This is a genomic window from Telluria sp. B2 (assembly GCF_051789535.1).
In the GTDB taxonomy this organism is placed as follows: domain Bacteria; phylum Pseudomonadota; class Gammaproteobacteria; order Burkholderiales; family Burkholderiaceae_D; genus Telluria.
This window is the reverse complement of sequence record NZ_CP196525.1, coordinates 35,034-52,970: the sequence shown is the minus strand read 5'-3', so window position 1 is coordinate 52,970 and position 17,937 is coordinate 35,034. Positions and strand designations below refer to the sequence as shown.

Sequence of the window (17,937 nt, the reverse complement as noted above, 5' to 3'; positions counted from 1 at the left end):
CGGCCGTGCTTGACGGCGCGGGGACGGGCGACTTATAAGCCTTGGCTTGTTTCGAACAGCCGACCATGAACCAGCCCGCCGACAAAGCCACCGCAGCACAGGAGCGCACGCGCCGTTATGCGCGCCTGCTCGACGGCCTGCGTGCGTTCGTCCAGGCCGAGCGCGAGGCGGCCCAGGAGAAGCTGTTCGAGGTCTGGCGCCAGCCACTGGCCGACCGCCTGAACAAAGGCCTGAGCCAGCGTTTCCTCAGGCTCGAGCCCGGCCCGGAGCAGGGCACGCTCTGGGCCTATACGGATGGCGGCGAATCGCGCTTTCGCGAGGGCGACCTGGTCTGCCTGCACGGCGGCTCGCCGCTCACATCGATGCTGGCGCGCGAGGCGGCCTTCGAGGCCGAGGACGAGGAACGCTGGCTGCTGCGCGTGCGCCACGCCGCCGCCGTGGCCAAGGCGGCCGAGGGTGCGCCCTGCTATGCCGACCCCGACGACTACGACCTCTCGAAATACTACGACGAGGTGCTGGAAGACATTGGCCAGACCATCCCGCCCTCGCGCGCCCACCGCAACCTGATGCCGTTGCTGGACGGGCGCATCCGCGACGGCTTCGATCCGCGCGACTTCGAGGAAGCGGAAAGCCTGGCCCTGGCCGAAGGCCTGAATGCGGCCCAGGCCGAGGCCGTCGGGAAGATCCTCGCGGCCGAGCAGGTGGCCTGCATCCAGGGCCCGCCCGGCACCGGTAAAACGCGCGTGCTGGCGCTGGCGGCGCGCCTGCTGGTCGAGCGCGGCGAGCGCGTGCTGGTGACCTCGCACACCCACATGGCGATCAACAATGCGCTGAACAAGATCGCCGCGCAGGGCGTGAAGGTGGCGAAGATCGGCCGCGCCACCCAGGCGCTCGGGCTGGAAGGCGTGACGGTGGCAGACAGCTTCGGCGAATGGCATGGCCGCCCAGAAGGCGGCTACGTGGTCGGCGCCACGCCTTTCGCCACCTGCACCTACCGGCTGGAGAATTGCGAGTTCGACACCATCGTTTTTGATGAGGCCAGCCAGGTGACCCTGCCGCTGGCCCTGATGGCGATGCGGCGCGGCGCACGCTTCGTCTTCATCGGCGACCAGAAGCAGTTGCCGCCGGTGCTGCTGGCGCGCTCGATCCTGGAGGACCTGCCGGGCTCGATCTTCGCCAAGCTCACCGCGCACAACGTCGACAGCGTGATGCTGACCGATACCTACCGCCTGAACCGGGAATTGGCCGCCTGGCCGAGCAAGGCCTTCTATGGCGGCCGCCTGCGTCCGGCCGGGCCGAACCGCGAGCGCAGGCTGGTGCTGAAGGAACGCCCGGATGCCGGCCGCGTCGACGCGGTGTTGCACGACGCGGCCAGCGCGGTCTATATCCCTACCCGGGACGCGACGGCGCGCAGCCGCAACCCGCAGGAAGCGCAACTGGTGGCCGAGCTGTGCGAAGCGGCGCTCGAAGGCGGCCTGGCGCCGCGCGAGATCGGCATCGTCACGCCGTTTCGCGCGCACGGCAGGACGGTGCGTAACGCCCTGGCCGAACGCATGGGCTGGCACACGGCCCGCGAGATCGTCGCCGACACCGTCGAGCGCATGCAGGGCCAGGAGCGCGAGCTGATCATTCTCTCGCTCGCCACCGGCAACCTGCGCTTTCTCGCGGCGGTTGCCGGCTTCTTCTTCCAGCCCGAGCGCCTGAACGTGTCGGTCACGCGCGCGATGACCAAACTCGTGATCCTCGGCCCCGAATTGCCGCCGTCCTTCCAGGCCACGGACCCGGTGCTGGCCGGCTGGCTGGCGCTGTACCGCAGCCTGCTGGCCCAGGCGCACCGCTTCGAGTTGTAGCCATGGCCCTGTTCATCCCCGAATGGACGCGCGCCAGCGGCCGCCAGCTGCAGCTCAAGCGCGTGCTGAACGAACTGGACGAGGCAAGCGTGGTGCGTCAACCCTTGCGCAAGGTCCCGGGCCAACATGAGGATGCGCCCGAACTCTTCCTGGAACATGTCGAGCGCGGCTGGCTGGCGCTGGCCCTGGTCGAGACGCCGTTCGACGCCCTCGATGCGGGCCAACTGTTCGCCAGCGAGGCGCGCGCCGCCTTCGAGGCGCAGTTGGGGGCCTGGCGCGCGCTGCTGCCGCCTGGCCTGCCCTTGCTGGTGCTGCTCTGGGCCTGCCGCGAGGACGAGGCGCAGGCGCTGGCGCGCCAGCTCGGCGAGCAGCCGGCGCTGCGCCTGCTCTCGCGCGAGCGCTTCCTCGAACGCGGCGCGCCCGGCCTGGCGGCGCTGCAGCGTCCCATCGCGGCGCACGAGGCCGATGCGCTGCGCACGCGCTTCTTTCCCGAGTCCGCCATTCCGCTGGCGGTGGCGCGCCGCCGCTTCCGACGCGACAACACGGCCAGGCTGCCGGGGCTCTTCCTCGACGCCCAGCAGGAGTGGGCCAGCAAGCTCGATCTCGACGTGGACAATGCGCTTCCCGACGAGCAGGCGCAGGCCGCGAACGACTTCGCGGTGCGCCTGGTGAACGGCGTAGCGGGCAGCGGCAAGACCCTGATCGCACTGAGCCGCGCGCTGCTGCTGGCCGAACTGCATCCGCGCGAACGCGTGCTGATCCTGATCCACAACACGCCGATCGTGGCCGACATCCGCGAGCGCCTGCACCGGGTGCGCGGCAGCCTGCCAACCAATCTCGAGATCACGACCTATGCGAGCTGGGCGCATCGCCAGTGGCGCCGCCTGTACCGCATGCCGCTGGCGATGCCGGACGACCCAGCCTGGCTGCCGGCGCTGGTGCGGACCCTGCGCGTGCGCTGGCCGGAGCTGAAGCCGAGCGAGGCCCAGCTGATCGAGGAGTTCGACTTCCTCAACGAGATGCTGGTCGCCAGCGAACGCGAGTACATGGACACCAGCCGCGCCGGCCGCGGCTTTGCCTTGCGGGCGAAGGAGCGGCGCGAGGTCTGGCAGCTATTCGAGGCGGTGACGGCCGCATTGCAGGGCGAGGGCCTGCGCATGTGGAGCGCGGTCGCGGCCGAGATCTGCCGCGCGCCCGGACACGCGCTGCTGGAGCGTTACGAGCACATCCTGGTCGACGAAGCCCAGTTCTTCGCGCCTTCCTGGTTCCACACGGTCAAGCTGGCCCTGCGCCCGCAGGGAAAACTGTTCCTGTGCGCCGATCCGAACCAGGGTTTCATGAAGAGCCGCCTCAGCTGGCGCAACGCGGGGCTGGACGTGGCCGGGCGCACCAAGAAGCTGCGCCGCTCCTACCGCACCACGCAGGCGATCCTGCACAGCGCCGGCACGCTGCTGGCGCGCACGGTGCAGGCCGATCCCGAGCATTACCTGGAGCCGGATTTCGCCGGCATGGAAGAGGGCGCCGCGCCGATCCTGCTGCGCGTGGCTTCGCCCCAGGACGCGGTCGACCGCGCGGTCAACGAGATCGTGGCGCTGGCCGGACGTTACGCGCTGCCGCTGTCGAGCTTTCTCGTCATTTATGGCGGCGACATGCCGAAACAGCTGCTGTACCGGCGCCTGTGCCGCGCGCTGGGCGCGCGCCGCGTCTGGTGGCTGAACAAGGATAAAAAAACACCGCCGGACGGCTATGGCCCCGACTACCTGCGCCTGGCGAACCTGGAAACGGCAACCGGACTGGAAGGCGCGGTGGTGTTCCTGCTGGGGATCGACGGTCTCCTGTTCGAAGGCGGCCCGGAACGCGAGGCCGACGCGCGCAAGCTGTACATGGCGATGACGCGCGCCAGTCACCGGCTGGTGATGCTGGCTACCGGTGAGTTGCCGCCCGACGCCGAAACCTTGTTCCGGCGCGGAGAATAAGTGGTCAGCGCCCGGCCGCGGCGTTGTCGAGTTCCGTCAGCTGCTTGATGCGGCGCGCGGTGAGCAGGGCGCGCCAGCCGGAACCGGGCACCTGGGGGTAGCGGATCGAGCCGAACAGCTCCATCGCGTCGCGGTAGGCCAGCCAGGCGCGCTGGGATTTCTCGACGCCGGTCTTGCGGATCGAGCCAAGATAGGAATTGCTGGCCGGGCGGGTCAGCATGAACTGGCGGTAGACGGCGTTCATCTTCTCTTCCAGGCTGGCGAATTCCGCTTCCGTGTGGCGCGGCACCCGTCCCGCCTCGAAGTCGAGCACGTCGGCGACAAAACTGTCGAGCTCGGCAGCCTGGGAGTCGAGCTGCAGCGAGCGTGCGGCCGGGCTGCCGGTATCGGTTTCGTAGTCGACGCGGTGCTGGGCAAAGTAGTGCGCGGCCTTGCTCGCCATCTCCAGGCCCAGCTGCTCCTTGGCGTTCCAGCCGCGCGTGAGCGCCGCCAGCTGGCCGGCGCGCGACTTGTCGCGCTGGCGTTCGCGCACCGCGCCGCACTGGCCGCGCATCTCGGCGCTGACGACGTCGTCGCAGACGTCGAGCTGGGCGCGGTCCTCGCCGCTGGCGCGGCGTCGCACGTGCTGCACGCGGCTCTTCATTTCGTTGACCGGGCTCTGGATGCTGCAGGCGTATTTCGTCGCCAGGTCGAAATTCGGCGTCATGCCGGCGCCGTTCGCATACAGCATCATCAACACCCCGTGCGCATTCGTGCGCACGGCGCACGCGTGCACGCGGCGCCACTGCGCATCGCTCGCACTGCCCATGTTGAGCGTGTCGTAGTAGAGCGTGGAGGCGTCGCAGCGCCCGGATTCTTTTCCCGCCGTTTGGTGCTGGAGCGGCGGCTTGACATTGCGCACGCGCAGGCACTGGCGGTACCAGTCGGTCGAGCGCAACACCTCGGGCGGCGCGCCATAAACGTTGGGATAGGGCGCGGCAGCAGCAACAGCGGCGGCGTCCGCCGCCAGGAGCAGCGCCAGCAGCAATGGCCGGATCGCATGGGTCACCGCGTTCTCCTAAAAAGTTTCCGTTGGGAAGCTTCAACGCTACCGCGAGGGAGGGCGGAAGGTGGTGACGTGGCGCAAGCGAACCCGGCGGGGGAACGGTGAGACCTGCGCGCGCCGGATCGGGCATCATGCTCCTTCGACCCAACGACAGGAAGGAGGCTTTGATGAGTGCGCACAATTACCGGATCACCCTGGAATACGCGGGCGGCAAGAAGGAAGCCCAGCCGCCCGGTCCCCTGTCCTTCGAGGCGGGCAACCACGACGACATCTTCGAGATCATCGAACGGGTGCGCAGCGCCCGCCTGTTCGGCGAGGACGAGGCCGCCGCGCTGGCGCTGGGCATGAAGCTGTTCAGCGAAGTGATGCTGGCGCACCGCGACGATCCGCTGTTCGCGCCGATCGCTGCGGCCTACCGCGATTACATCACGCAGTTCAAGGCGCGCATGCGCGAAGCCCATCCCGGCTGATCCCGACGTCGAACTCATCTGCTGCTCTGCAGCAAACCCTGCCGGCCGGACGCTCGTCCGGCTTTTTTTTGCCTGTAAAAACAAGCATTGTGTCACGCGCTTCGCAAGCCTCAGTAACAGTCTTTTACACCTCTCCCCTGAAAAATAGATTGTCTGCATGCAAGAGAATCAATGTCTCATGCCGCGCTGCCAACAGTTAAATCTTCGACTGTGAACACGACGCAACGTGCATAAATTTTTTCCGCGTGGAAAAGCAAAAATGCGCGGAAGTGCGTAGAATTGCCTCCCATCAGCTTCCTGACGCCAACTTATTTTTCGGTTGGCGTTTGTTTTTTCTACCCCTGTTAGCAGTCAGTTACGAACGGCAGAGCAGTAAAAAATATTTCTTCCGGTCGGAAACTTTTCTAACGAGAACGAACTCTTAGGAAACACCTGTCGAGACAGGCACTTACAAATAGATTCATACCAAATGCAAACTACTGTTCCAGCTGTCAACGCTTCGATCACCGCAACTGCCGGCGTTTCGCGCCGCAGCAAAGTTTTCGCGCAAGTACAACAACTCTCGCTGCCGGTGATGTTCACCGTGTTCGGCGTGATCATGGGCTCGTGGGCCGGCCGTATCCCGGCCATGGCCGCGCGCCTGAACATTTCGCATTCGGCCCTGTCGATGGTGCTGCTGTGCGGCGGTATCGGCGCCCTGCTCTCGTTCCCGGTGTCGTCCTTCATGATGGGCCGCTTCGGCGCCCGCAAGACCATGCTGTACTCGGGCCTGGCCCTGCTGGCCGTGCTGGTCTCGATCGGCATCGCCCCGACCGTGGCGGCCGTGATGGGCGCCGTGCTGATGCTGGGCGTGACCGCCAGCACCTATGACGTCGCCATGAACGCCGCCGCCAGCAAGCGCGAGAAGGCCACCGGCAAGTCGGAAATGTCGCTGCTGCACGGCCTGGCCTGCGCCGGCGGCCTGGCCGGCGCCACCCTGGGCAGCGTGATGGCCGGCATGAAGGTCGCCCCGGCGATTCACTTCATGATGGTTGCCGGTCCGATGGCCGCCATCCTGTGGGCTGCTTCGCAGGTCCTGAACATCTCGGACGAAGCCGAGAAGGTCGAGAAGAAGAAGTTTGCCCTGCCGCGTGGTCCGCTGGCACTGCTGGGCCTGCTGGGTTTCCTGGGTTCGATGTCGGAAGGCTCGATCGCCGACTGGAGCGGCGTGTTCCTGAAAGAGCACTTCAACGCCACCGACGGCCTGGCGCCGCTGGCCCTGTCCTGCTTCTCGGTCATGATGCTGCTGTCGCGCCTGGTCGGCGACAAGCTGAAGACCCGCTTCGGCGCCCAGCGCCTGGTGACCATCGGCGCGTGTGTCTCGGCCATGGGCCTGTTCTTCGCGGTGCTGGCGCCGAGCGCCCACGCCGCACTGGGTGGCTTCGCCGTCGCCGGCCTGGGTCTGTCGCTGCTGTTCCCGTTCGTGTTCAGCGCCGCCGGCGCCCAGGGCCCGATCGCCCTGGCAGGCGTGGCCAGCATGGCCTACAGCGGCACCCTGATGGGTCCGCCGGTGATCGGCGCCATCGCCAGCCACGTCGGCATGCAGATGGCCATCGGCTACGTCGGCATCCTGTCGATCGTGATCGCCCTGGTTGCCAGCCGCACCAAGCTGCTGAAATAATCTCGCGCCCAACAGGGGCCTCATGGCAGCGTTGCATCGTCTCGCCGTACTAGCGTACTGTCTTCGACGCTGCGCCTTGCCCTGAGACCCCTGTTGGACGCTCTTTAATTAGCGTGGCGCCGGCTGAGAGAGCTTTCTCAGACCGGCGCCGCGTCTTTCAGCCACTGCCGTGGCGACACCCCCACCATCATCGTGAACGCCCGCGTGAATGCGGGCGCACTCGTATAGCCGGCCTGGCCGCTCACCACCTTTATCGGCAAGCCCTTGCGCAGCAGGTTCTGCGCCAGCCCGATGCGCCAGCGCGTCAGGTATTCGCCGGGCGGCATGCCGACCACGTTGCGGAAGTGTTCGGTGAAGCGGGCGCGCGACATGCAGGCCAGGCGCGCCAGCGACTCGAGCTGCCAGGGTTCCTGCGGCCGCTCGTGGATCGCGGCCAGGGCCAGCGACAGCTGGCGGTCGGCCAGGCCGGCCAGCAGGCCTACCGACAACTCTCCCTGCTCGAATTCGCGGCGCAGCATCTGGATCATCAGCACATCGCACAGGCGGTCGAGGATCACGTCGCGGCCCTGGTTCGGGCTGGACGCTTCCGTGAACAGCAGTTCGAGCGTCTGGCGCAGGGCCGGCATCCCGGCCAGCGGCTGGTACAGGCAGGCGGGCAGGGCGCGCGCCAGCGGATTGGCGCCGCCATCCTCGAAGCGGATGTGGGCGCACAGCAGGGTGGCCTTGCCGCCGTCCGGGACTTCCAGCGTGTGGGCCGCGCCGCGCGGGTAGAACACCATGGCGGGCTGGTCCACGTGCAGCGGCGCGGCGCCCTCGCGCCGGAAGATCACCGGGCCCGAGCGCACCAGGTGCAGTTGTCCCGCGGTGTCGTCCTGGGGGAAAGCGTTGGCGTCGCAGAAGACGCCGTTGAAGAATACCTGTGCGCGAAAGGAATAGCGGCCGACCAGCGAGGAGATCTTGTCCATAAGCTCCAGATTTGACGATTTTGCTTGTCTATTCTGGACGAACTGCAAAGTTTTGAGAAGCGAATCGTGTGTTTCGTGCGCTGCCGCGGCAGATTGGGCTGCGGCAGCAGGTATTTTTCGCGTTTTTTGACGATTCCCGCTAGGCCTCTGGCCACAGCGTGCGGTGCAGGCTGGCCACCTGCTCCGGCGGCAGGCGCGGTTCGCGCGCCGTCGTGAGCAGGCCGTTCTGCTCGTGTTCGACGTCGGTCAGCTGGGTGTAGCACAGCCCGGCCAGGAAGGGCAGCGAGGCCAGGCCCTGCATCAGCGTCTGGTAGCGCTGCCCCAGCTCGTCCACGTTGCCGACGTTGCCGTAGTGGTCGTACAGGCGGTCGCGGCGGCGCTCGGGTCCTTCCGGGACCAGCAGGTAACCGCCGACCTCGGAAAACACGATCGGCTGGCCGCGGTACCGGGCGCCGGCCAGGAACAGTTCGCGCGCCTTGTGCCAGCCCGTTTCCGGCGGCAGGCCGGTGAGCAGGGTGCTGGCGTAGCGTTCCAGCAGTTTCTCGACCGGATGGGAATAGTCGTGGATGGTGCAGACGTCCGTGATGTCGGTGTGCTGCCAGCCGTCGTTGTCGATCACCGGACGGGTCGGGTCGGCCAGCCGGGTGCGCGCCACCATCCGCTCGAGGAAGTCGTGCTGGTGCGGATGGCGCGTGAGCTCGGGGAAACCGAAGCTCTCGACCACCGGCACCCAGGCCACGATCGAGGGGTGATTGGCGTCGCGCACGACGGCGCGCAGCCACTCGAGCTCGAGCCGCTCTTCCGACTCCTCGGACCAGGAGCGCGCGTTCGGCATCTCTTCCCACACCATCAGGCCCAGCACGTCGCACCAGTAGAGCCAGCGCTCGTGCTCGATCTTCTGGTGCTTGCGCACGCCGTTGAAGCCGAAGCGCCTGGCCCATTCGACGTCGGCGCGCAGCGCCTCGTCCGAGGGCGCGGCGAGCAGGGTGTCGGGCCAGTAGCCCTGGTCGAGCGCCATCAGGAGGAATGTGCGCTTGCCGTTCAGGTGGAAGAAGCCGTCCTTCAGCTCGATCGAGCGCAGGCCGGTATAGGCCTCGACGCTGTCGACCGGCTGGCCGCGGTGCAGCAGGCGCACGCGCAGCTTGTACAGGTGCGGCGAGGCGGGCGACCAGGCCTGCGGATCGGGCACCCGGGTGCGCAGGTTCAGGCTGGCGCTGCGGCTGCTCGTACGCGCCTGGGCGCAGACCGTCTCCGAGTCCAGCCCGTCGAGCACGTCGAGCTCGGCTTCCCAGTCGCTGGCCGGGCCGTGCAGGTGCACCGTCAAGGCCAGCGTGCCGTCCGGGTGCGATTCCGTGATGCGCAGGTGGTCGATGCGCAGCGCCGGCACCGGCTCGAGCCAGACGTTCTGCCAGATGCCGCTGGTGCAGTAGTAGTAGATCCGCACCGGGGTGCCGGAGGAGGACTGCTTGCCGCGCGGCTGGTAGGGATCCTGGCGGTCCTCGACGCGCACGGTGACGCGGTTCGCACCCGGCTTCAGGTAGGGCGCGATGTCGAACGAGAAGGGCACGTGGCCGCCACGGTTGCGTCCGGCGACGCGGCCGTTGATCCAGACGTCGGCGCGGTAGTCCACCGCACCGAAGTGCAGCAGCAGGGCGCCGTAGTCCCAGCCGGCGGGCACGTCGAAGCTGCGGCTGTACCACATGACTTCGTGGATGTCGCGGCTGCCGATGCCGGAAGTCTCGGATTGGTAGGGGAAGGGCGTCAGGATCCGCTGGGGCAGCTCGCGTCCGTCGAACCAGCGCTCGTGGATGCCGGCGTTGGTATCGTCGAAGGCGAACTCCCACCAGCCGTCGAGACTGGCCCATTGTGGGCGCACCATCTGCGGACGCGGATGATGGGCGCGGGGGTCTTCGAAAGTGCGCATGATGTGGGTACAACCATGGTGGGGGGGAAGGGACTGCGTATTTGTTTTGCGCTCGCTTAAGTACACTCCAAGGCCGCAGAACTTTCAAGCCCCCCAGCGCCTCCAAGGATGAGCCGAGCAAGGGGCTCGCGACAAGGAGGCGGCGATGGCACACAGGCTCGATGTACCCTCTATCATCCAATATCATGACGCTATCTTGCGCCTGCCGGGGGGACGCGGAATCCCCGTCGCGGCCGACGGCGCCTGGCCCGCCATCGCGGCGAACCACGAATTTAATTTGATGCTGTGGCGTGAAGAAGACAAGGCGCGTCGGCGCGACGTGGCGGCCAGCGAGATCGCCGCCAACAAGCGCCACATCGACCGCTACAACCAGCAGCGCAACGACGCGGTCGAAGCCATCGACGAAGCCATCCTGGCATCGCTCGCCGCCGTGACGCCGAACGCCGACGCCTGGCTGTCGAGCGAGACCGCGGGTGCGATGATCGACCGCCTGTCCATCCTTTCGCTGAAGATCCACCACATGCACGCCCAGACCCTGCGCGAGGATGCCGGCAGCGCCCACGTCCAGGCCTGCGCCGCCCGGCTGCAGCGCCTGCAGCAGCAGCGCGGCGATCTGGCCGGCTGCCTCGAGCGCCTGCTGGTGGAAGCGCGCGCCGGCCGCGCCTACTTCAAGGTCTACCGCCAGTACAAGATGTACAACGATCCGATGCTCAATCCCTGGCTGTACGGGCAAACCCAGGGCGCCGGCCGGGCTGCGCCATGAGTGCGGCGGACGGTGCGTCCGCTCATGTGCCCGCTGCCGGCTTCGCTGGCGCATCCGCGGGCCTGGCCGTTGATGTACTTGCTGACGTACTCGTCGATGTACTCGTGCCTACCTGCGACCGTCCCGCGGCGCTGGCCGTCACGCTGGCCGCGCTCGGCGCCTCGAGCGGACCGCGCATCCGCATCGTCGTCTCCGACCAGTCCGAAGCGGCGCCAAGTGTCGAGACGCCGGAGGTCGCTGCGGTGCTGCGCTACCTGCGTGCACGCGGCATCGCCGTCGCCGCCTGCCGCCACCTGCCGCGGCGCGGCATGGCCGAGCAGCGCGCCTTCCTGCTGGCCCAGGCGCGCGCACCCTACTGCCTATTCCTCGACGACGACGTGATCGTCGAACCGGATCTCGTCGCGCGCCTGCATGCGGCGATCGTCGAGCAGGCCTGCGGCTTCGTCGGCAGCGCCGTGCACGGGCTGAGCTACCTGGGACAGGTGCGCCCCGCCCAGGAAGCGGTCGAATTCTGGGAAGGGCGGGTCGAGCCGGAAGCGGTCCGTCCCGGCACGCCGGCGTGGGCGCGGCACCACCTGCATAGCGCCGCCAACCTGTTCCACGTCCAGTCGCGCCTTCGAGACGGGCGCACGCGCCTGTACCGCGTGGCCTGGATCGGCGGCTGCGTGCTCTTCGATACCGCCAGGTTGCGCGAAGCGGGCGGCTTCGATTTCTGGCCCCGGCTCCCGGCCGCGCACTGCGGCGAAGACGTGCTGGCCCAGCTGCGCGTGATGGAGCGCTACGGCGGCTGCGGCATCCTGCCCTCCGGCGCCTATCACATGGAGCTGCCGACGACGGTCAGCACGCGCGAGGTGGATGCGCCGCACTTCCTGCTGGGCCAGGACGAGCACGCCGGCTGCGATGCCGGTCAGGACCGGCGATGAGACCAGGGCGCTACGCCGCACTGCCCGGGGTGCGCAAGATCGCCGTCCTGCGGCCGAATGCGGTGGGCGACTTCGTCTTTGTCCTGCCGGCGCTGCACGCGCTGCGCGGCGCCTATCCCGAGGCCGAGCTGGTGCTGCTGGGGCGCGACTGGCATGCCGGGTTTCTCGCCAATCGCCCCGGACCGGTCGACCGGGTCGTGGTGGTGCCGCCGCTGCCCGGCATCGGCTTGCCGCCCGATGCGCCGGACCATGGCGAAGTGGACAGTTTTGTGGGCGCGATGCGCGGCGAAGGCTTCGACATCGCCTGCCAGATGTACGGCGGCGGCAGGCATTCGAATCCGCTGGTTGCGGCCTTCGGCGCGCGCCTGACGGTGGGCGCGCGGGCCGAAGGAGCGCCTGCGCTCGAACGCTGGGTGCGCCATGCGGAACCGGCCAACCGCCGCCTCGCGCTGCTCGAAGTGGCGGCCCTGGCCGGCGCCGGCACCTTCTCGCTCGCCGATGCGACCGGCGCCGAACTGGCGTTGACCGAGGCCGACCGCCGGGCGGCCGCGCAGGTGCTGCCGTTCGAGCCGGGCGAGCGCCTCGTCGTGCTGCAGCCGGGCGCCACCGATCCACGCCGTTGCTGGCCGGCGCGCAGTTTTGCGATGGTGGGGGACGCGCTGGCGCGTACGGGTGCACGCATCCTGGTGAACGGCAGCGCGGGCGAGGCGCCGCTGGTGCGCGCGGTGTGCGATGCGATGCGGGCGCCGGCGCTGGACTTGGCCGGCAAGCTGGACCTGGGCGGCCTGTGCGGCTTGCTGGCGCGCGCCGCGCTCGTGGTGTCGAACGATACCGGACCGCTGCACCTGGCGCTGGCGCTGGGCCGGCCCTGCGTCGGCGTGTTCTGGCTTACCAACCTGATCGACGGCACGCCGCTGCGCCAGGGCCTGCTGCATGCGGCGCTGGCGGTGCGGGTCGCCTGCCCGGTCTGCGGCATGCCGAACCTGGACAGCCGCTGCGCGCACGACGCCAGTTTCGTCGTTGATGTGCCGGTGGAGCAGGTGACCGCACTGGCCGTGGCGGCACTGCGCGACGCCCAGGACAGCTAGGGCACGCGAGACACCCAGGTCCGCCGGGTGTCGCGGGCGTTCAGGACACCCGCGACACCCAGGACCCTCGGGACGTCGAGTTCTGTAGGGTGGGCACTCCGTGCCCACCCTACGAAAGGCGTTCGCGGCCTGGACCACGGTCCGAATGCACAGGCGTCGAAAAAGCCGGCAGGGCCGGCGTCCTGCCTGTCGGGCGCGGCGTGGCGTGCTACCAGTAGGGCCACATGCCCGCCGTGCGTTGCCGGCTGGGGTCGGTGCCGGCCAGCAGGGCGCGTGCGTGCTGGAGCACGGCGGCCGAGCGCTGCGCGTCCGGGTCCCAGATGCAGCGGTGGTTGTCGCGGTCGAGTGGCGCCCAGCGCGCGATATCGGCCTTGCTGAAGATGACCACGCTCTTCAGGCGCAGGCCGGCGGCGATGTGCGACACGCCGGTGTCGTTGCAGACCAGCAGCCGGGCATGCTTCATGAGGGCGGCCATCGCCCCGATCGAGATCGGCGCCGCCGCATTCACCGCGCGCGCCTGCATGTGGCGCGCCACGTCGGCGGCCAGGCCCGCTTCCTCGGCCGAACCGGTGAGCGCCACGTCGACGCCGAACTCGGCCGCCAGATGGTCCGCCACTTCCGCGAATTTGCGCGCCGGCCAGCACTTGTCGCGCTTGCTGGCGCCGGGATGCACGCAGATGTAGCTGCCGGGCTTCAGGCCGGCTGCGACGCCGCTTGCCTCCAGCTCCTGCCGGTCTTCCTGAGCGAGCGGGAACTCGAGATAGTCGCCCACGGCGCTGGCGCCGAGCCGCTCGACCAGGCTCAGCAGCCGCCCCGATTCGGCCCCGATCTCGGGGTAGGGAAACAGCACCGTGCGCTCGGTCGAGACCGGCTCTCCCACGCAGTGCCCGGCCATCGCGTGGGCGCCGAAACCGGCGACGATCTCGTTGGTGATCCCGCCGTTGCCGTGCAGTTGCAGCGCCAGCGTGAACTTGCGTGCGCACATGCTGGCGTAGAAGGGCGTGAGCTCCGCCTGCCGCACCGGCTGTTCCGGCAGCAGCGGATGGCCGGGGAAGGGGACGAAGTCGTCGATGTAGCTGCGAAAGCGCGTGGCGAACTGGCTTGCCCAGGGCAGGCCGACCAGGGTGATGCGGGCCTTGGGCAGCGCCGTGCGCAGGGCGCGCAGGGCCGGCACCGCGCACAGCATGTCGCCCAGCTGCAGGGCGCGGAAGACGACCACGGAATCGATGTCGAGCCGGTGTAGAAGCGGACGGTGGTACACGGTTTCCTCCATCAGGATCGAAGTGCTTCGCTACAGGATCGGCAGGCGGCGGCATGGCGCCGGGCCTGGGCAAGCTGACGGCGCTCCAGCGCGCCTGACAGAACTTCCACGGCAGCGTTGCATCGTCTCGCCCTAGACTCGTACTGTCTTCGACGATGCGTCTCGCCCTCAGGGGCTGGCCCTGAAAGTTGTGTCAGAGGCTCTCAGTAACGCAACAGCCGGTCGAGCACGTTGCGCGTGATGCGCTCGACCCGGCGGTCGCGCCCGTCCGCCAGCACTTGCGCCCAGTCGGTGGTGCCGGCCGAGAACACGGTACCGCCGCGTTCGAATACGCCCATGGTGGCCGCGTGTACGCCCTCGCCGGCGGCGTGGCGCTCGCGCGGCGGCAGTTCCTGCCAGCGCCGGTCGAGCGGACAGGCCGCCAGCAGCTGGTAGTTCTCCGGCGTGCCGCACTCGTCGGCCCAGGCCGACAGCGTGGCGCGGCCGCTTTCGCGGTCGAAGGTGTCGAGCAGCGCGCCGTCGCATTCGTAGCCGGCCAGCGGCGGCCAGGTGTCCGCCCCGAGCGCGTCGCCGCGCCGCAAGCCGGTGCCGGCGAATACCCAGTGCTCGGGTTGCTGGACGATGAAGCCGGCCGTGTGGCGCGCGCCGTCCCACCAGCCGCCGCCGTGACGATAGCTGCCCCCGCTCAGGCGGTCCTCGGGGCGCCCGGCACCGCTGGCGGGCCACCAGTGGTCGAAAGCACCGCGCTTGCTGCCCTGGTGGCAGACCAGGGCCGTGCCGTGCTCGACCAGGTGCACGCGCCACCAGCACAGGTTGGCGGCGAAGAAGGCAACGTTGCCGCCGCCTGCGACGAAATCCTCGACGGCGTCGCGCGTGGGTTCGGTCCAGTACTCGTCGTGGCCGACCGACACCAGCAGCCGGTAGCGCAGCGGCAGCTCCGGGTCGTGGTGGATGTCGAGGTCGGTGCAGAAGTCGGGCGCATAGCCCTGGCGCGCCAGCCAGCGGATGAAGCGCGCGTCCCAGTGCGCGAAGGTCTGGCGCGCCGAGGCGGCATCGTAATGGTCGGGAGCGCCCCAGGTCGGGCCGCCGATGCCGCCGCCGGGGCGTTGCAGCGACACGCGGGCGCCGGGCGGTTCAAGCGAGCGCGGCGGCTTGTCGTAATAGCAGCCGCCGCCGCTGTGGTTGTAGGCGTGGTAGGTGGCGAGCGGCAGCTTGTAGAGCATGCCGAGCGGGCGCCCGTGACCGGCTGCCTTGCGTTCGCCACGCACCACGAACAGCGCCGCACCCGCATCGAGCGCGAGCGAGGGCGCCTGCCTGCCTTGCGCTTCCTCGAGGTGGGCGATGTAGACCGCCGAGGGCCAGTGCGGCGGCACCGGGAATTCATAGGCGGGCCAGCGCCAGTCTTCGCCGGCGCCGCGCTCGGGCGCGCGCTCGCCCGGCAGCCAGGCCGAACTGTGCATGGCCTGCAGGCCGTCGCGCCAGAGGTAGAAATGCACGCGGAAGCGGCGGCTGTCGGTGGCCACATGCAGCACCAGCCGCTCGCCCGGCTTCACGCTGGCGCGCCCCGGGTAGGCGCGGATCATTCCGGCAGCTCCGGCTCGACGCGCTTGCGCACCAGGTAGGGCGGCATCGCCAGCGCATGCAGCGGCATGCGCCGGAAGGTGGCAAGCGCCTGGGCCGGGGTCTCGACGATCGGCTCGTCCTTGCCGTTGAAGGAGGTGTTCAGCAGCACCGGCACGCCGGTGCGCTCGGCGAAGCCGGCCAGGAGCGCGCGCAGCAGCGGGTCATCGCCCGGGCCCACCGTCTGCAGGCGGGCGGTGCCGTCCACATGGGTGATCGCGGGCACGGTGCGGGCGCGCTCGGGCCGCACGGGCGCCGCGAACTGCATGAAGGGCGAAGCGCCGGGCACGTCGAAGTACTCATGGGCGTGTTCTTCCAGCACCACCGGCGCAAGCGGGCGGAACCATTCCCTTTGCTTGACGCGCGCATTGATCCAGTCGCGCACGTAGCCGCGCCGCGGGTCGCCGAGGATGCTGCGGTGGCCGAGCGCGCGCGGGCCGAATTCGCTGCGGCCCTGGTACAGCGCGACCACCTTGCGCGCGCACAGCAGGTCGAGCACGCGCGCGGACAGGGCGTCGCGGCCGTTCAGGCGTTCGACCACCAGGTCGGCGCTGTCGGCCGTGGCCTGGGCCAGCGCCTCGTCGATGGCGGCGGAGGACGGAAGCGGTCCGAGGTAGTCGTGGCTCCAGCGGTAGTCGCAGGCCTGGCCCGCCAGTTCGGTCAGGCCGTAGATGGCGCAGCCGAGCGCGGTGCCGGCGTCGCTCGGCGCCGGCGGGATGAAGACGCGCCGGAACGGCGTCTCGCGCAGCAGGCGCTCGTTGGCCGAACAGTTCAGCGCGGTGCCGCCGGCGAAGCACAGGTCGGTGAGGCCGGTGGCCTCGTGCAGCCAGCGCGCCACCGCCAGCAGCGCGTCCTCGAAGGCGCGCTGGCCGGCCGCGGCCAGGTTGGCGCAGTCGGAAAAGCGCACCTCGGGCGCGCCGTAGCGGAAGCGTCCGCGCTCGGCCAGCAGCGCGCGCCAGGCTGGCGGGATCGCGACGCGACAGCCGTCGACCTCGAGCGGCGGCAGCGCCAGCGTGCGCGCGTCGCCATGCGGCGCCAGGCCCATCACCTTGCCCTCGTTGCCTTCGCCGGGGAAGAGCGCCTGCGTCAGCAGGAAATAGAACATGCCGAGGCCGACGAGCCGGGTGTCGTCGCGGTCCCACAGCTGCTTGCCGATGCAGGCGACGCGTTCACGGTTGGCGACGTAGAACGAGGACACCTCGCGCCAGTCGCCCGGCACGTCCGCCGCACCGATCCATTGCTCGGTGAAGTCCGCCACCGGACTGCCCTGGCCGTCGACGACCATGACGGCCGCTTCGCGAAACGGCGACGGGTGGAACACGCTGTACAGGTGGGCCAGGTGGTGCGAGATGCGCGCGCGGCGGCAGCCTGGCGCGAGCACGAGGGTGTCCGCCAGCTCGGCTTCGTAGCTGGCCAGGGACGCGATCTCCGCATCCGACGAATAGCATTCGACCAGCACGTCGATTGGACGGTCGAGGCCGGGCAGGGCGGGGCGGTAATGCTGGCGCAGGTCGCCTGGCTTGCCCCAGTGGTGCTTGTGGCGGGTGAGCCGCTCCTTCTGGATCGCCCATGCGAGTTCGGAGCCATGCATCAGGCAGATGCTGGCGTCCTGGGTGCGGTTAATACCGAGCACGACCGGGCCGGGCACGTCCGGGCCGGCGGCGGAGGCATCGTTCATCGTCATCTCCTTCGTTCTTGGAACATTCTTTTATGTAGCGATGGGGCGATCCAGCCCTACTTGGAGCACGATGAGCTGCGATTAGTTCGGCACGGTTTTTACGGGCGCGTGTGCGCCTGATGCGTGAAACCTGGGCGCGCCGGCGCGGTCTTAGCAAGTTGATGACACTGGTAAGCGAGGACATCATGGCGCACGTGAATCCGGCCCCGGCCGGCCAGCCGCCGGCCGGCGAGACCGGCAACAAGGCCTTCCTGCTGCAGGCCATGCAGGACGCGATGGCGGAAATCCAGGTCTGCGAGCTGGCAATCGAAAAATCCGGCAACGACGAGGTCAAGATGTTTGCCCAGGCCATGGTCGACGAGCATGGCCGCATGGGCCGCGACATCGAGCAACTCGCCAGGCGCAAGGGCCTGGGTGTGCCCCAGGACCTGCGGCCCGAGCAGGAAATGACGGTCGAGGAGCTGTCCAGCCTGTCGGGGCGCGATTTCGAGCAGCGCTGGATCCAGTACAACATCGATGCGCACGAGCGCGACATCAAGGTCTTCCGCCATTACGCCGGCGAGGAACCCGATCCCGACATCCGCACGCTGGCCGCGACCATGGGCGAGACCCTGGCCGAACACCTCAAGATGGCGCATGAACTCGGCAGGAAACTGGCCCAGCCCTAAGCGCCTATCCCAGTAGTCAGGAGTCGCTCCTGACGCGCCTGGCAAG

Annotated in this window: 14 protein-coding genes; 8 read left to right on the top strand and 6 right to left on the bottom strand. The window is 68.9% G+C overall.

What is annotated here, in order from left to right:
* Positions 1-65 precede the first annotated feature (65 nt).
* Both ACSUZJ_RS00215 and ACSUZJ_RS00210 read left to right on the top strand, forming a co-directional pair.
* Positions 66-1,850 (top strand): DEAD/DEAH box helicase, encoded by a 1,785-nt coding sequence (locus ACSUZJ_RS00215; RefSeq protein WP_499412263.1) that lies wholly within the window; start codon positions 66-68, stop codon positions 1,848-1,850.
* 2 nt (positions 1,851-1,852) lie between these two features.
* Positions 1,853-3,826 carry a UvrD-helicase domain-containing protein gene (locus ACSUZJ_RS00210; protein ID WP_499412261.1) on the top strand — a complete coding sequence of 658 codons (1,974 nt, stop codon included), beginning with the start codon at positions 1,853-1,855 and terminating at the stop codon, positions 3,824-3,826.
* 4 nt (positions 3,827-3,830) lie between these two features.
* Here the strand turns inward: ACSUZJ_RS00210 and ACSUZJ_RS00205 are convergent, their stop codons facing one another.
* Positions 3,831-4,874, bottom strand: a complete 1,044-nt coding sequence (locus tag ACSUZJ_RS00205; RefSeq protein ID WP_499412259.1) for a lysozyme inhibitor LprI family protein — start codon at positions 4,872-4,874, stop codon at positions 3,831-3,833.
* Between the two features lie 164 nt (positions 4,875-5,038).
* Here ACSUZJ_RS00205 and ACSUZJ_RS00200 point away from each other — a divergent pair, with 164 nt between their 5' ends.
* A complete protein-coding gene (locus ACSUZJ_RS00200; RefSeq protein WP_499412257.1) occupies positions 5,039-5,341 on the top strand; it encodes a DUF3861 domain-containing protein in 303 nt (100 codons plus the stop codon).
* Positions 5,342-5,810: 469 nt separating this feature from the next.
* Complete coding sequence (locus ACSUZJ_RS00195) at positions 5,811-7,001, top strand: MFS transporter (protein ID WP_499412255.1); 1,191 nt, start codon at positions 5,811-5,813, stop codon at positions 6,999-7,001.
* Between the two features lie 137 nt (positions 7,002-7,138).
* Here ACSUZJ_RS00195 and ACSUZJ_RS00190 read toward each other — a convergent pair whose 3' ends face one another.
* Positions 7,139-7,966 carry an AraC family transcriptional regulator gene (locus tag ACSUZJ_RS00190; RefSeq protein WP_499412253.1) on the bottom strand — a complete coding sequence of 276 codons (828 nt, stop codon included), beginning with the start codon at positions 7,964-7,966 and terminating at the stop codon, positions 7,139-7,141.
* A 139-nt stretch (positions 7,967-8,105) separates the two neighbouring features.
* A complete protein-coding gene (locus ACSUZJ_RS00185) occupies positions 8,106-9,890 on the bottom strand; it encodes a glycoside hydrolase family 2 protein (RefSeq protein WP_499412251.1) in 1,785 nt (594 codons plus the stop codon).
* A gap of 196 nt (positions 9,891-10,086) precedes the next feature.
* Between ACSUZJ_RS00185 and ACSUZJ_RS00180 the strand changes: the two genes are divergently transcribed.
* From ACSUZJ_RS00180 to ACSUZJ_RS00170, 3 genes are all read left to right on the top strand, one after another.
* Entirely contained in the window at positions 10,087-10,653 is a 567-nt protein-coding gene (locus tag ACSUZJ_RS00180) for a DUF4254 domain-containing protein (RefSeq protein ID WP_499412249.1), read from the top strand.
* 104 nt (positions 10,654-10,757) lie between these two features.
* Positions 10,758-11,576 (top strand): glycosyltransferase family A protein, encoded by an 819-nt coding sequence (locus tag ACSUZJ_RS00175; protein ID WP_499412248.1) that lies wholly within the window; start codon positions 10,758-10,760, stop codon positions 11,574-11,576.
* Positions 11,573-12,664, top strand: a complete 1,092-nt coding sequence (locus ACSUZJ_RS00170) for a glycosyltransferase family 9 protein (protein WP_499412247.1) — start codon at positions 11,573-11,575, stop codon at positions 12,662-12,664. Before ACSUZJ_RS00175 ends, ACSUZJ_RS00170 begins: the two co-directional genes overlap by 4 nt.
* A 208-nt stretch (positions 12,665-12,872) precedes the next feature.
* Here ACSUZJ_RS00170 and ACSUZJ_RS00165 read toward each other — a convergent pair whose 3' ends face one another.
* From ACSUZJ_RS00165 to ACSUZJ_RS00155, 3 genes are all read right to left on the bottom strand, one after another.
* The gene (locus ACSUZJ_RS00165) at positions 12,873-13,925 is read right to left on the bottom strand and encodes a glycosyltransferase family 9 protein (RefSeq protein ID WP_499412246.1); all 1,053 of its coding nucleotides are present in this window, start codon (positions 13,923-13,925) and stop codon (positions 12,873-12,875) included.
* 203 nt (positions 13,926-14,128) lie between these two features.
* Positions 14,129-15,508, bottom strand: a complete 1,380-nt coding sequence (locus ACSUZJ_RS00160; protein ID WP_499412244.1) for a N,N-dimethylformamidase beta subunit family domain-containing protein — start codon at positions 15,506-15,508, stop codon at positions 14,129-14,131.
* On the bottom strand, positions 15,505-17,223 hold the full coding sequence (locus ACSUZJ_RS00155; RefSeq protein WP_499412243.1) for a carbamoyltransferase family protein: 1,719 nt from the start codon (positions 17,221-17,223) through the stop codon (positions 15,505-15,507). The genes ACSUZJ_RS00160 and ACSUZJ_RS00155 overlap by 4 nt, the downstream gene beginning before the upstream one ends.
* Positions 17,224-17,384: 161 nt before the next feature.
* Here ACSUZJ_RS00155 and ACSUZJ_RS00150 point away from each other — a divergent pair, with 161 nt between their 5' ends.
* A complete protein-coding gene (locus ACSUZJ_RS00150; protein WP_499412242.1) occupies positions 17,385-17,891 on the top strand; it encodes a DUF4142 domain-containing protein in 507 nt (168 codons plus the stop codon).
* Positions 17,892-17,937 lie beyond the last annotated feature (46 nt).